The organism is Streptomyces sp. RLA123 (assembly GCF_056270165.1).
Genome location: NZ_JBWDOR010000003.1, coordinates 6,366,579 through 6,380,142, shown reverse-complemented (window position 1 = coordinate 6,380,142; position 13,564 = coordinate 6,366,579). Strand labels below are relative to the sequence as shown.

13 protein-coding genes are annotated in these 13,564 nt (G+C 72.8%); 5 read left to right on the top strand and 8 right to left on the bottom strand.

Annotated elements, in window-relative coordinates:
* Positions 1 to 38 precede the first annotated feature (38 nt).
* Both argH and RV983_RS29130 read right to left on the bottom strand, forming a co-directional pair.
* The gene (gene argH / locus RV983_RS29135; RefSeq protein WP_475988684.1) at positions 39 to 1,466 is read right to left on the bottom strand and encodes an argininosuccinate lyase; all 1,428 of its coding nucleotides are present in this window, start codon (positions 1,464 to 1,466) and stop codon (positions 39 to 41) included.
* A 93-nt stretch (positions 1,467 to 1,559) separates the two neighbouring features.
* Entirely contained in the window at positions 1,560 to 2,753 is a 1,194-nt protein-coding gene (locus RV983_RS29130; RefSeq protein WP_475988683.1) for an argininosuccinate synthase, read from the bottom strand.
* A 300-nt stretch (positions 2,754 to 3,053) separates the two neighbouring features.
* Between RV983_RS29130 and RV983_RS29125 the strand changes: the two genes are divergently transcribed.
* From RV983_RS29125 to RV983_RS29110, 4 genes are read left to right on the top strand one after another with little or no spacing between them, the layout of a single operon-like run.
* Complete coding sequence (locus tag RV983_RS29125; RefSeq protein ID WP_475988682.1) at positions 3,054 to 4,439, top strand: ferredoxin reductase family protein; 1,386 nt, start codon at positions 3,054 to 3,056, stop codon at positions 4,437 to 4,439.
* 7 nt (positions 4,440 to 4,446) lie between these two features.
* Complete coding sequence (locus RV983_RS29120; RefSeq protein ID WP_475988681.1) at positions 4,447 to 4,959, top strand: FMN-binding protein; 513 nt, start codon at positions 4,447 to 4,449, stop codon at positions 4,957 to 4,959.
* 44 nt (positions 4,960 to 5,003) lie between these two features.
* Positions 5,004 to 5,741 (top strand): FAD:protein FMN transferase, encoded by a 738-nt coding sequence (locus tag RV983_RS29115; RefSeq protein ID WP_475990493.1) that lies wholly within the window; start codon positions 5,004 to 5,006, stop codon positions 5,739 to 5,741.
* A 34-nt stretch (positions 5,742 to 5,775) separates the two neighbouring features.
* Complete coding sequence (locus tag RV983_RS29110; protein ID WP_475988680.1) at positions 5,776 to 6,555, top strand: SDR family oxidoreductase; 780 nt, start codon at positions 5,776 to 5,778, stop codon at positions 6,553 to 6,555.
* 31 nt (positions 6,556 to 6,586) lie between these two features.
* On the opposite strand, the gene RV983_RS29105 is transcribed toward RV983_RS29110, so the two are convergent.
* Genes RV983_RS29105 through argC form a run of 6 tightly spaced genes read right to left on the bottom strand, consistent with a single transcriptional unit; the run spans position 6,587 to position 11,694 of the window.
* Positions 6,587 to 7,129, bottom strand: coding sequence for an arginine repressor (locus RV983_RS29105; RefSeq protein ID WP_384280313.1), 543 nt, complete (start codon positions 7,127 to 7,129; stop codon positions 6,587 to 6,589).
* 7 nt (positions 7,130 to 7,136) lie between these two features.
* Entirely contained in the window at positions 7,137 to 8,375 is a 1,239-nt protein-coding gene (locus RV983_RS29100) for an acetylornithine transaminase (RefSeq protein ID WP_475988679.1), read from the bottom strand.
* Complete coding sequence (gene argB / locus RV983_RS29095) at positions 8,359 to 9,312, bottom strand: acetylglutamate kinase (protein ID WP_475988678.1); 954 nt, start codon at positions 9,310 to 9,312, stop codon at positions 8,359 to 8,361. Before argB ends, RV983_RS29100 begins: the two co-directional genes overlap by 17 nt.
* Entirely contained in the window at positions 9,309 to 10,460 is a 1,152-nt protein-coding gene (gene argJ / locus RV983_RS29090; RefSeq protein WP_475988677.1) for a bifunctional glutamate N-acetyltransferase/amino-acid acetyltransferase ArgJ, read from the bottom strand. The genes argB and argJ overlap by 4 nt, the downstream gene beginning before the upstream one ends.
* Positions 10,457 to 10,669, bottom strand: coding sequence for a hypothetical protein (locus RV983_RS29085; protein WP_475988676.1), 213 nt, complete (start codon positions 10,667 to 10,669; stop codon positions 10,457 to 10,459). The genes argJ and RV983_RS29085 overlap by 4 nt, the downstream gene beginning before the upstream one ends.
* Complete coding sequence (gene argC, locus RV983_RS29080) at positions 10,666 to 11,694, bottom strand: N-acetyl-gamma-glutamyl-phosphate reductase (RefSeq protein WP_475988675.1); 1,029 nt, start codon at positions 11,692 to 11,694, stop codon at positions 10,666 to 10,668. The genes RV983_RS29085 and argC overlap by 4 nt, the downstream gene beginning before the upstream one ends.
* A 334-nt stretch (positions 11,695 to 12,028) precedes the next feature.
* On the opposite strand from argC, the gene RV983_RS29075 reads away from it, so the two are divergent.
* On the top strand, positions 12,029 to 13,489 hold the full coding sequence (locus RV983_RS29075) for an aldehyde dehydrogenase family protein (RefSeq protein ID WP_475988674.1): 1,461 nt from the start codon (positions 12,029 to 12,031) through the stop codon (positions 13,487 to 13,489).
* Positions 13,490 to 13,564 lie beyond the last annotated feature (75 nt).

Here is a 13,564-nt window from a genome sequence, read left to right as displayed (position 1 = left end):
TCGCGCCCCGGCCGGGCGGATCGCGAGCGGGCCGCAGGTCAGTTCTTGGCCTGCGCCCAGGCCAGCTGGACGGCCAGGTCCCGCTTGATCTCGGCGAGCTGGACGACGACCGCCGAGGGCGCCGTGCCGCCCCGGCCGTTCCTGGCGGCCAGCGCGCCGTGCACGTCGAGCACGGTCCGCACCTCGGGGGTGAGGTGGGGGGAGATCTTGGCGAACTGCTCGTCGGTCAGCTGGTCCAGCTCGATGCCCTCGGCCTCGCAGACCTTCACGCACTCACCGGCGATCTCGTGCGCCACCCGGAACGGGACGCCCTGCTTGACCAGCCACTCCGCGATGTCGGTGGCGAGCGAGAAGCCAGCCGGGGCCAGCTCCTCCATGCGCTTGCGGTTCACGGTGAGGGTGGCCATCATCCCGGTGAACGCCGGGAGCAGGACCTCCAGGGTGTCGCAGGAGTCGAAGACCGGCTCCTTGTCCTCCTGGAGATCGCGGTTGTACGCGAGCGGGAGCGCCTTGAGCGTGGCCAGCAGGCCGGTGAGGTTCCCGATGAGGCGGCCGGACTTGCCGCGCGCCAGCTCGGCGATGTCCGGGTTCTTCTTCTGCGGCATGATCGACGAACCGGTCGAGAAGGCGTCGTGGAGGGTGACGAAGGAGAACTCCTTCGTGTTCCAGATGATGACCTCCTCGGCGATCCGCGAGAGGTCGATGCCGATCATCGCCGTGATGAAGGCGAATTCGGCGACGAAGTCCCGTGAGGCGGTGCCGTCGATGGAGTTGGCCGCCGAGCCGTGCTCGAAGCCGAGGTCCCTCGCGACGGCCTCCGGGTCCAGTCCGAGCGAGGACCCCGCCAGCGCACCGGAGCCGTACGGCGACACGGCCGTCCGCTCGTCCCACTGCCGCAGCCGCTCCGCGTCCCGGGACAGCGCCTGGACATGGGCGAGGACGTGGTGGGCGAAGAGCACCGGCTGCGCGTGCTGGAGGTGGGTGCGGCCCGGCATGGCGACGTCGATGTGCGCCTCGGCCAGACCGACCAGGGCGTGCTGGAGCTCGGCGACCAGGCCGCCGATGACCCGGGCGTGGTCGCGCAGGTACATCCGGAAGAGCGTGGCGACCTGGTCGTTGCGCGACCGGCCGGCGCGCAGCTTGCCGCCGAGGTCGGGGCCGAGCCGCTCCAGCAGGCCGCGCTCCAGGGCGGTGTGGACGTCCTCGTCGGCGATCGTGCCGGTGAAGCTGCCGTCGGCGACGTCGGCCTCCAGCTGGTCGAGGCCGGCCAGCATGCGTGTGAGCTCGTCCTCGCTGAGCAGGCCCGCCTTGGTGAGCACGCGGGCGTGGGCGCGGGAGCCGGCGATGTCGTACGGCGCGAGCCGCCAGTCGAAGTGCACGGACGCCGACAGCCTGGCCAGCGCCTCCGCAGGGCCGTCTGCGAAACGGCCGCCCCAGAGCCGGACGTGACCGGTGTTGCTGCTCAACTCTTCGCTCGCTTCCGTCGGTGGTGCGATGTGCGGCCGCCTCCCCGCCGTGTAACGGACGGGGAGGCGGGCCGCCGTGGCCGAGGCTACCGACTAGGCCTGGTCGCGCTTGGCGGCGATCTTCGACGACATGCCGAAGATCTCGATGAAGCCCTTGGAGAGGGACTGGTCGAACGTGTCGCCGGTGTCGTAGGTCGCCAGGTTGAAGTCGTACAGCGACTCGGCGGACTTGCGGCCGGTGACGACGGCGCGGCCGCCGTGCAGGGTGATCCGGATGTCACCGGAGACGTGCTGGTTGGCCTCGTCGATGAAACCGTCCAGGGCCCGCTTGAGCGGGGAGAACCACAGGCCGTCGTAGACCAGCTCGCCCCAGCGCTGCTCGACCTGCCGCTTGTAGCGGGCGAGTTCACGCTCGACGGTGACGTTCTCCAGCTCCTGGTGGGCGGTGATCAGCGCGATCGCGCCCGGCGCCTCGTACACCTCGCGGGACTTGATGCCGACGAGCCGGTCCTCGACCATGTCGATCCGGCCGATGCCCTGGGCGCCGGCGCGCTCGTTGAGCTGCTGGATCGCCTGGAGGACGGTGACGGGCTTGCCGTCGATGGCGACCGGGACACCCTGCTCGAAGGTGATGATTGCCTCGTCGGCCTCGCGGGGCGTGGCCGGGTTCTGGGTGTACTCGTAGACGTCCTCGATCGGGGCGTTCCAGATGTCCTCCAGGAAGCCGGTCTCGACGGCGCGTCCGAAGACGTTCTGGTCGATCGAGTACGGGGACTTCTTGGTGGTGGCGATCGGGAGGTTCTTCTCCTCGCAGAAGGCGATGGCCTTGTCGCGGGTCATCGCGTAGTCGCGGACCGGCGCGATGCACTTCAGCTCGGGCGCCAGGGAGGAGATGCCGGCCTCGAAGCGGACCTGGTCGTTGCCCTTGCCGGTGCAGCCGTGGGCGACGACGGAGGCGCCGTGCTTCTTCGCGGCGGCCACCAGGTGCTTGACGATGGTGGGCCGCGAGAGGGCGGACACCAGCGGGTAGCGGTCCATGTAGAGGGCGTTGGCCTTGATCGCCGGGAGGCAGTACTCGTCGGCGAACTCGTCCTTGGCGTCGGCGACCTCGGCCTCGACCGCGCCGCAGGCCAGTGCCCGCTTGCGGATGACGTCCAGGTCCTCGCCGCCCTGGCCGACGTCCACGGCCACGGCGATGACCTCGGCGCCGGTCTCCTCGGCGATCCAGCCGATGGCGACGGAGGTGTCCAGTCCGCCCGAGTAGGCGAGTACGACGCGCTCGGTCACGGGTCTCTCCTTTGGTGCGCGAGGTCGAGAGCGTATGGCGGGGCGTGATGATGCATACGCTGATGGGTATAAGTATGCACTCTGCCGTATGTTTCGTCAATCAGCCGTGTCGCCGCGGGTCGCAGCGGTGCCGGCATGACGAGTGCGCACCCCCTGGGGCGCCGGGAATCGGCGATCAGCCCCCACGGACACCGGCCGTGAAGGACCGGGCTCTCCCTCGCGCACCCAGCACAACCGTCCCGCGCACGTCGGACGAAAACGGCTTTGAGTCATCTCGCACTGCCGCTCGTATCCCTGTGCATGGCGGCCACGAACACGATGATCCACAACGGCAGGGCGGGCAGACGGCAGGCCATGCGCCGGATCCGTCCCCGCCGCTCCCCCGCGGTCCCCCTGCTCCTGCTGGCCTGGGCGGGTGCCGCCGCGGTCGTGTGGCTGTGGTGGGGGAACACCCCCTACCTCCGGCCGGTGACGGCGGACCGGCTGATCGCGGCCGGCCGGATCACGGGCCTGCTCGGCGGCTACGCGATCTCCCTGGTCGTCCTCCAGATGGCCAGGGTCCCGGCCCTGGAGCGGCGGGTCGGCTCCGACCGGGTCGCCCGCTGGCACGCGATGACCGGACGCTACGCGATCTCGCTGGTCGTGGCGCATGTCGTGCTCATCCTGTGGGGCTACTCGGCGCAGTCCGGACGGCCGATCACCCGGCAGACGGCGACCGTCGTCCTGGACTACCCCGAGATGATCAAGGCGACGGCCGGCACCGTGCTGCTCCTGCTGATCGGCTTCGTCTCCGCCGGCGCGCTGCGCCGGCGGCTGCGCTACGAGACCTGGTACTACATCCACCTGCTCACCTATGCCGCCGTGTACCTGACCTTCTGGCACCAGCTGGCCACCGGTGCGGAGTTCGCGGGCGACGCGACGGCCCGCGCCGTCTGGTACGCCCTCTACGGCACCGTCACCGCCCTGGTGCTGTGGTACCGGGTGCTGGTCCCCGTACGGCTGAACCTCAAGCACCGGATGCGGGTGGAGGAGACCGTGGAGGAGGCACCCGGCGTGGTGTCCGTGCTGATCAAGGGGCGGCGGCTGCACCGCCTGGGCGCGGAGCCCGGCCAGTTCTTCCGATGGCGGTTCATGGCCGAGGGACTGCGGTGGAGCTCCAACCCGTACTCGCTGTCCGCGCCGCCGCGGCCCGACCTGCTGCGCATCACCGTCAAGGCCGCCGGCGGGCACAGCTCGGCACTGGCCGGGCTGCGGCCCGGCACCCGCGTGTGGGCGGAGGGGCCGTACGGGGCGATGACGGCCTCCCGGCGGCGCGGCGGCAAGGTACTGCTGCTGGCGGGCGGCGCGGGCATCACCCCGCTGCGGGCACTGTTCGAGACGCTGCCGGCCGCGCCCGGCGACCTCACGCTGCTCTACCGCGCGCGCAGGAAGCAGGACCTGGCGCTGTGGGCCGAGCTGCAGGAGATCGCGGCCGATCGGGGCGCCCGCCTGGTCTACGCGGTCAACGGCCCGGGCGGAGCCCGTCCGGAGATCACCGCGGAGGCGCTGCGCAGGATGCTGCCGGACATCAAGGACCACGACGTCTTCCTGTGCGGGCCGCCCGGGCTCGCCGAGGAGTCCCATGCGGCGCTGCGCGAGGCCGGAGTGCCCGAACGCCGCATCCACCACGAGTCCTTCGAGCTGTGAGGTGCCGGTGAAGAAGAACCGTCCGCTGCGCCGGATCGTCCTGGCCGGTGCCACGACCGTCTCCGGCATCGTGCTGCTGCTGGCGCTGAAGCCGACGACCGCGCCCTTCGCCGCCCAGGCGGGGGCCAGGCCGCCGCAGCAGCCGCCAGTGTCGGCGGAGCCCTCCGCGGCGGGCGGCGATCCGTCGGTGCCGGTGCCCTCCGCACCCGCGCGCCGGGCACCGGGCGCGTCCGCGGCGCCCGCCAAGCGCACGGTCACCGGTGACGTGGCGCAGACCAGCTACGGGCCGGTGCAGGTCAGCATCACCGTGGAGGGCCGGCGGATCACCGCCGCGACCGCCGTGCAGGCCCCGAACGGCACCGCGATGAGCGGCCAGCTGACCGCCTCCGCGATCCCGCGGCTCAACCAGGCCGCGGTCACCGCGCAGAGCGCGGCCATCGACACCGTCTCCGGCGCCTCGTTCACCAGCCAGGGCTACCAGCAGTCCCTGCAGAGCGCGCTGGACAAGGCCGGTGTCTGACCGTGTCCGACAACCCCCCTCGATTGCGCCACGTCGAACACTGCATGGGGACGGTGTTCTCCTTCGACGTCCGCGGCGCCCGTGACCCGCGGGTGCGGGCGGCCCTGGAGACCGCGGTCGTCGGGCTCCACGAGGCCGACGCGCTGTTCTCCACCTACCGCCCCGACAGCGAGGTCAGCCGGCTCGGCCGCGGCGAACTCGGCGCCCAGGACTGCTCCCCCGAGGTACGGGAGGTGCTGCGGCGGTGCGCGGAGGCCGAGCTCACCACCGGCGGCTGGTTCACGCTCCGCTACGCGGGGCAGGACGCCGCGCCCGACCCCACCGGTCTGGTGAAGGGCTGGGCGGTGGAACGCGCCGCCCGCGCCATCGCCGCCGCAGGCGCGGAGTCGGTCTGCGTCAACGGCGGCGGGGACGTCCAGCTCACCGGCGGCCCGTGGCGGGTCGGCATCGCCGACCCGCTGCGGCCGGGCGGCCTCGCGACCGTCGTGGAGTGCGCGGACGGCGAACTCGCCGTCGCCACCTCCGGTCCCGCCGAACGCGGCTGCCACATCCTCGACCCGCACACCGGCGCGCCGCCCGCGGACGGGCTCGCCTCGCTCACCGTGGTCTGCCCCGGGCTCACCGAGGCGGACGTGCTGGCCACCGCCGGGTACGCCATGGGCCCGGCCGCGCGCGACTGGCTGGAAGAACACCCGGGCACGGAGGCGTTCGCCGTGAACGCCGACGGCACCACCTGGCAGACACGGGGATTCGGCGGTCTCACCGCGCAGTTGAGCGCTTGACGATCAGCGGTTCCCGGGGGCGAGAATGCGTCCCATGGATCTGCATCTGAGCGACAGGGTCGTGCTGGTCACCGGAGGGTCCGACGGACTCGGCGCGGCCCTCGTCCGGCGGCTGGCCGCCGAGGGCGCCAGGGTGGCGCTGTGCGGCCGCGACGCCGAGCGCATCGAGCACCTGGTCAAGGACCTGGGCACCGCAGGGGCGGACGTCCTCGGCGTCCCCGCCGACGTGACGCGTGCGGAGGACATGGAGCGCTTTGTCTCCGCCGCCGACGGCCGCTGGGGGCGCATCGACGCCGTCGTCAACAACGCCGGCCGCAGCGCGGCCGGATTCTTCGAGCGCCAGGACGACTCGGTGTGGGAGGAGGACCTGGACCTCAAGCTGCACGCCGCGGTCCGGCTCACCCGCCTCGCGCTGCCGCACCTGCGTGCCGCAGGCGGCGGCAGCGTGGTCAACACCCTCGCCGTCTCCGCCAAGGCGCCGGGCGCCGGCAGCACCCCCACCTCGGTGTCCCGGGCCGCGGGCCTGGCCCTGACCAAGGCGCTGTCCAAGGAGCTCGGCCCCGACAACATCCGTGTCAACGCCGTGCTCGTCGGCCTCGTCGAGAGCGGGCAGTGGGACCGCCAGGCCGCCGAGCGGGGCATCACCGTCGAGGAGCTGTACGCCACGATGGGCCGTGAGTCCGGTATCCCGCTCGGCCGCGTGGGGCGCGCCGCGGAGTTCGCGGACCTGGTCGCGTTCCTGCTCTCGGACCGCGCCGCCTATGTGACGGGCACGGGCATCAACCTCGACGGCGGCCTCAGCCCCGTCGCCTGACCCCGGGTCAGGCAGTCGCGCGGCGCCGGGCTCAGCGCTCGGCGCCTCCCCCGGCCAGGCGGAGCAGGTGGTCGGCGACCGCCTGCCCGCCGGACGGGTCGCGGCTGATCAGCATGACGGTGTCGTCGCCCGCGATGGTGCCGAGGATGTCGTACACCTCGGCCTGGTCGATCGCCGAGGCGAAGAACTGCGCGGCGCCCGGAGGTGTGCGCACGACGACGAGATTGGCCGAGGCCTCGGCGGAGATGAGCAGTTCACTGGCCAGGCGGCGCATCCGCTCCTCCTTCACCGACTCGCCCAGCGGGGCCTGCGGAGTGCGGAAACCGCCCTCGCTCGGCACCGCGTAGATCAACTCGCCGTTGTTGGTGCGGATCTTGACGGCGCCGAGCTCGTCGAGGTCCCGGGAGAGCGTCGCCTGGGTGACGGTCAGCCCGTCGTCGGCGAGCAGCTTGGCGAGCTGGCTCTGCGACCGCACCGGCTGCCGGTTGAGGATGTCCACGATCCGCCGGTGGCGTGCCATCCGGGTCTGCGGTACGGCCGCGGCTCCGCCGCCCTGCTGCTGCGCCTCGCTCATCGTCGTGTCATTCTCCGGCTCGCGATCCCTCGTGTTGGGCCTGGACGGCGTCCAGGACCCCCGGCAGTACCCGGAGGAAGGCCGCCACCTCCTCATCACCGAGGATGAGCGGCGGGGCGAGCCGCACCGTGTCGGGTACGGCGGCGTTCACCAGGAGTCCGGCGTCCTGAGCCGCCTTCTGCACCTGGGCGGCGAGCGGCTCGGTGAGCACGATACCCAGCAGCAGGCCCGCACCGCGCACCTGATCGACCAGCGGGTGGCCCAGCGCCTCGATTCCCTGCCGCAGCTTCTCGCCCTGCCGCTTGGTGTTCTCCAGGATGCCGTCCGCGGCGATGGTGTCGAGCACGGCCAGCGCGGCGGCGCAGGCGACCGGGTTGCCGCCGAAGGTGGTGCCGTGCTGACCGGGCGTCAGCAGGTCGGCCGCGGGCCCGAAGGCGAGGACCGCACCGATGGGCAGTCCGCCGCCGAGGCCCTTGGCGAGGGTGACGACATCGGGCTCGATGCCCTGCGCCTGGTGCTCGAACCAGTGGCCGGTGCGGCCGATGCCGGTCTGCACCTCGTCCAGGACGAGCAGGGCGCCGGCGGCGCGGGTGATCTCGCGGGCGGCGGCCAGGTAGCCGGCCGGGGGTACGACGACACCGTTCTCGCCCTGGATCGGCTCCAGGACCACCAGGGCGGTGTCCTGCGTGACGGCGGCGCGCAGCGCCTCGGTGTCCCCGTACGGCACATGCGTCACGTCGCCGGGCAGCGGGCGGAACGCCTCCTGCTTCTTGGGCTGCCCGGTGAGCGCGAGGGCGCCCATGGTGCGCCCGTGGAAACCGCCCTCGGTCGCCACCATGTGCGTGCGGCCGGTCATCCGGCCGATCTTGAAGGCGGCCTCGACGGCCTCGGTGCCGGAGTTGCAGAAGAGCACGCGCCCGGGCCGGCCGGACAGCTGCAGCAGCCGCTCGGCGAGGGCGACGGTGGGCTCGGCGACGAAGAAGTTGGAGACGTGGCCGAGGGTGGCGATCTGCTCGGAGACGGCGCGCACGACGGCGGGGTGCGCGGTGCCCAGGGCGTTGACCGCGATGCCGCCGAGGAAGTCCAGGTACGCGTTGCCGTCGGCGTCCCAGAAGGTGGCGCCCTCGCCGCGGACCAACGGGAGCCGCGGTGTGCCGTAGTTGTCCATCAGGGAGCCCTGCCAGCGCTCGGTGAGCGCCTCGTTGCCCTGGTTGCTCCTGCCGCCCCGGTCAGCGGTCCCTGTCATCTCGTCCCCCTTGGTCCGCGGTTCCGTTCGCGATGCCGTGCGCGGCGTCGGGCACCACCATGGTGCCGATGCCCTCGTCGGTGAAGATCTCCAGCAGGATCGAGTGCTGGACGCGCCCGTCGATGACCCGGGCGGTGTTCACGCCGTTGCGCACGGCGTGCAGGCAGCCCTCCATCTTGGGGGCCATGCCGCTGGACAGCTCGGGCAGCAGCTTCTCCAGCTCGCTCGCGGTGAGCCGGCTGATGACCTCGTCGCTGTTCGGCCAGTCCTCGTAGAGGCCCTCGACGTCGGTGAGGACCATCAGGGTCTCCGCGCCGAGGGCGGCCGCGAGGGCCGCGGCGGCGGTGTCGGCGTTGACGTTGTACACCCCGGCCCCGTCGCCGGTGTCGGCGCTGCGGGCGATGGAGGAGACCACCGGGATGCGGCCGTCGTCGAGCAGGGCCTCGATGGCGCCGGTGTCGATCGCGGTGATCTGGCCGACCCGCCCGATGTCGACGGCCTCGCCGTCGACGACCGGACGGTGCCGGGTGGCGCTGATGGTGTGGGCGTCCTCGCCGGTCATGCCGACCGCGAGGGGGCCGTGCAGGTTGAGGAGGTTGACCAGTTCGCGCTGCACCTGCCCCGCCAGCACCATGCGCACGACGTCCATGGCCTCGGGTGTGGTGACCCGCAGCCCCGCCTTGAACTCGCTGACCAGGCCCTGCTTGTCGAGCTGCGCGCTGATCTGCGGGCCGCCGCCGTGCACGACCACCGGCTTGAGCCCGGCGTGCCGAAGGAAGACGACGTCCTGCGCGAACGCGGCCTTCAGCTCCTCGTCGACCATGGCGTTGCCGCCGAACTTCACGACGACGGTCTTGCCGTGGTGCCGGGTCAGCCAGGGCAGCGCCTCGATGAGGATCTGCGCCTTGGGCAGGGCGGTGTGCTTGCGGGCGCTCATGAGCTGTAGGCGCTGTTCTCGTGGACGTACTCGGCGGTGAGGTCGTTGGTCCAGATCGTCGCGGTCTCGTCGCCCGCGGCGAGGTCCGCCGTGATGTGCACCTCGCGGTAGCGCATGTCGACCAGTTCGCGGTCCTCGCCGACCGAGCCCGCCTTGCAGACCCAGACCCCGTTGATGGCCACGTTCAGGCGGTCGGGCTCGAAGGCGGCGGACGTCGTGCCGATCGCCGAGAGCACCCGGCCCCAGTTGGGGTCCTCGCCGTGGATGGCGCACTTGAGGAGGTTGTTGCGGGCGATGGAACGGCCCACCTCGACCGCGTCGTCCTCGGTCGCGGCGTTGACGACCTCGATCTTGATGTCCTTGGAGGCGCCCTCGGCGTCGCGGATGAGCTGGCGGGCGAGGTCGGCGCAGACCTTCTCGACGCCTGCGGCGAAGTCCTCGTAGCCGGGAGCGACGCCGGAGGCGCCGGAGGCCAGCAGCAGCACGGTGTCGTTGGTCGACATGCAGCCGTCGGAGTCGGCGCGGTCGAAGGTGGTGCGGGTGGCGGCGCGCAGCGCCTTGTCCAGCGTGGCGGAGTCCAGGTCGGCGTCGGTGGTGATCACGACCAGCATGGTGGCGAGGCCGGGGGCGAGCATGCCGGCGCCCTTGGCCATGCCGCCGACGCTCCAGCCGTCACCGTCGTGGACGGCGGTCTTGTGGACGGTGTCGGTGGTCTTGATGGCGATGGCGGCCTTCTCGCCGCCGTGCGGGGACAGCGCCGCGGCGGCCTCGTCCACGCCCGGCAGCAGTCGGTCCATGGGCAGGCGTACGCCGATGAGTCCCGTGGAGCAGACCGCGACCTCGCCGGCGCCGTGCCCGAGGGCGGCGGCGGCGCGTTCTGCGGTGGTGTGGGTGTCCTGGAAGCCCAGCGGGCCCGTGCAGGCGTTGGCGCCACCGGAGTTGAGGACGACCGCCGAGACCTGGCCGCCGCGCAGGACCTGCTCGGACCACAGGACGGGGGCGGCCTTGACGCGGTTGGAGGTGAAGACGCCGGCCGCGGCGAGGCGCGGACCGTTGTTGACCACCAGGGCCAGGTCCGGGTTGCCGTTCTCCTTGATCCCGGCGGCGATGCCCGCCGCCGTGAATCCCTGCGCTGCCGTGACGCTCACGCTGTGGTCTCCTTCTTCGCTTCCGCGGTAACCCACCGGGTGGGGGCGGACTTCGACGTGGTGCCCGGGTGGCCCGGGTACGGCTCGGTGGCCGCGTGGGCCGTGGTGGCGACGGCGCCGCGAGCCGCGTCGCAGGGCACGGCCCGGGTGAGCAGGACGGCGACGGCGCGGCGCGCGCGGGTGGCGGGGCTGAGTGTCGTCGGGGTCACGGCGCGACCCCGACCGTGCTCAGGCCCAGCTCCTCGGGCAGGCCGAGGGCGATGTTCATGCTCTGCACGGCGCCGCCGGCGGTGCCCTTGGTGAGGTTGTCGATGGCGCTGATGGCGATGATCCGGCCGGCCGCCTCGTCGTACGCGACCTGCACCAGCGCGGCGTTGGAGCCGACGACCGACGCGGTGGCGGGCCACTGGCCCTCGGGCAGCAGGTGCACGAAGGGCTCGTCCGCGAACGCCTTCTCGTACGCGGCGCGCACGGCGGACGCGGTGACGCCGGGCCGGGCCGCGGCGGTGCACGTGGCGAGGATGCCGCGCGGCATGGGGGCGAGGGTCGGGGTGAAGGAGACCGACACGCGCTCACCGGCGGCCGCCGTCAGGTTCTGGATCATCTCCGGGGTGTGCCGGTGACCGCCGCCGACGCCGTACGGGGTCATGCTGCCCATGACCTCGCTGCCGAGCAGGTGCGGCTTGGCCGCCTTGCCCGCGCCCGAGGTGCCGGAGGCGGCGACGACGACGGCCTCGGGTTCGGCCAGGCCGGCCGCGTACGCCGGGAAGAGCGCGAGGGAGACGGCGGTGGGGTAGCAGCCGGGCACCGCGATGCGGCGGGACCCGGCGAGCGCGGTGCGTGCGCCGGGCAGTTCGGGCAGGCCGTACGGCCAGGTACCGGCGTGCCGGGAGCCGTAGAAGCGCTCCCAGTCGGCGGGGTCGGCGAGCCGGAAGTCGGCGCCGCAGTCCACGATCAGCGCGGCGTCGCCGAGCTGTTCCGCGACGGCGGCCGACTGGCCGTGCGGCAGGGCGAGGAAGACCACGTCGTGCCCGGCGAGCACCTCGGGGGCGGTGGGCTGGAGGACGCGGTCCGCGAGCGGCAGCAGGTGTGGCTGTACGCCGCCGAGGCGCTGCCCGGCGCTGGAGTTCGCGGTGAGCGCGCCGATCTCGATCTCGGGGTGGTTGAGTAGCAGGCGAAGTACCTCTCCGCCCGCGTAACCGCTCGCGCCCGCCACCGCTGCCCGGAATGCCATGAACCCTCCTCCTTGATGGCATGACTATACGGCTGACGGAACTTTTATGCAAAGCCCCGCGCGAACCCGCCGGTCACGCCCGTTCCGCGCACCGTGCCGGGACTCCGCAGCGGGCAGGCGGCATCGGCTCGACCCCCATGGAAACGCGAAGTGATGATGAGGGGCCGGCACCGGGCCGGTGCGGCGGGGCACGGCGTCCTGATCCGGCATGTGCCCGCTGGCGCCGCTCCGTTGACAGACCGCCGGGCGCCGCCGCAGACTCAGCGGTCAAAAGTTCAATGAACGATGGTTCACTGGGCGAACAACGACGTTCGCCGCAGGACAAGGGGCTGACATGGCCATCACCCGCGAACTGCTGATCGGCGGCAAGGACGTCCCCGCCGCCTCCGGACGCACGACCGCGGACATCGATCCGTACACCGGCGGCGTCTGGGCGACCGTCGCGGCCGCAGGCCCCGAGGACATCACGCGGGCGGTGGACGCGGCGCACGGCGCGTTCCCGGAGTGGGCGGCACTGAGCCCCGTGGAGCGGCGCAGGATCTTCCTCACCGCCGCCGACCTGCTGGACGGCCGTGCCGAGCAGGCCGCCGAGATCATGGCCCACGAGGCGGGCGCGACCCGCCCCTGGGCGTTCTTCAACGTCGGACTCGCCGCCGGCATCCTGCGCGAGGCAGCCGCCGCGACCACCGCCCCGCGCGGCGAGGTGCTCAGCGCGCAGGAGGAGGGCGTGCTCGGCCTGGCGGTGCGCGAGCCGCTCGGCGTCGTCGCCGCCTTCGCGCCCTGGAACGCGCCGCTCATCCTCGGCGTCCGCGCGGTCGCGGCGCCGCTCGCGGCGGGCAACACCGTCGTCGTCAAGCCCAGCGAGGACGCGCCGGTGGCCTGCGGGCTGTTCGTCGCGGACGTCCTGCGCGAGGCGGGGCTGCCGGACGGGGTGCTGAACGTCGTCACCAACGCCCGCGAGGACGCGGCCGAGGTCGCCGAGGCGCTCGTCGCCGACCCGCGGGTGCGCGCCGTCAACTTCACCGGCTCCACCGAGGTCGGCCGCATCGTCGGCATCCTCGCCGCCCGCCACCTCAAGCCCGTCGTCCTGGAGCTCGGCGGCAAGAACTCCGTGATCGTCCTGGAGGACGCGGACCTGGACCACGCGGTCGACGCCGCCGTCTTCGGGGTCTTCATGAACGCCGGGCAGATCTGCATGTCGGCCGACCGCCTCCTGGTCCACGACAGCCTCGTCGAGGAGTTCACGGCCAAGTTCACCGCGAAGGTCGCCTCCCTGCGCGCGGGCGATCCCTCCCACCCGCACACCGTCGTCGGCCCGCTGGTCAGCGCCGCCTCGGCGCGGCGGGTCGCCGCCCTGGTCGAGGACGCCGTCGCCAGGGGCGCCACGCTGCTGACCGGCGGCGGCGAGCCGGATGGCGCGGTCCACCCGGCGACGGTGCTCTCCGGGGTCCCCAGGGACGCGGAGCTCTACCACGCCGAGGCCTTCGGGCCACTCGTCACCATCGCCGCCTTCGCCGACGACGACACCGCCGTCGCCCTGGCCAACGACACCGAGCACGGGCTCACCGCGGGCGTCATCACCGAGAACGCCACCCACGGCCTGGCCGTTGCCCGCCGGCTGCGCACCGGCATCGTCCACGTCAACGACCAGACGGTGGCCGACGAGCCGCAGGCGCCCTTCGGCGGCTTCCAGGCCAGCGGTTACGGCCGGTTCGGCGGGCGCTGGGGCATCGAGGCGTTCTCCCACACCCGCTGGCTGACGGTGGCCACACAGCAGGCCCGCTACCCCTTCTGAGGCGTCCCGCGCAGCGGGTGCGGACCCGGCCGCCGACCCTAGACTGGAGGGGCCAAGCCGTGGACCGCCGAGTTC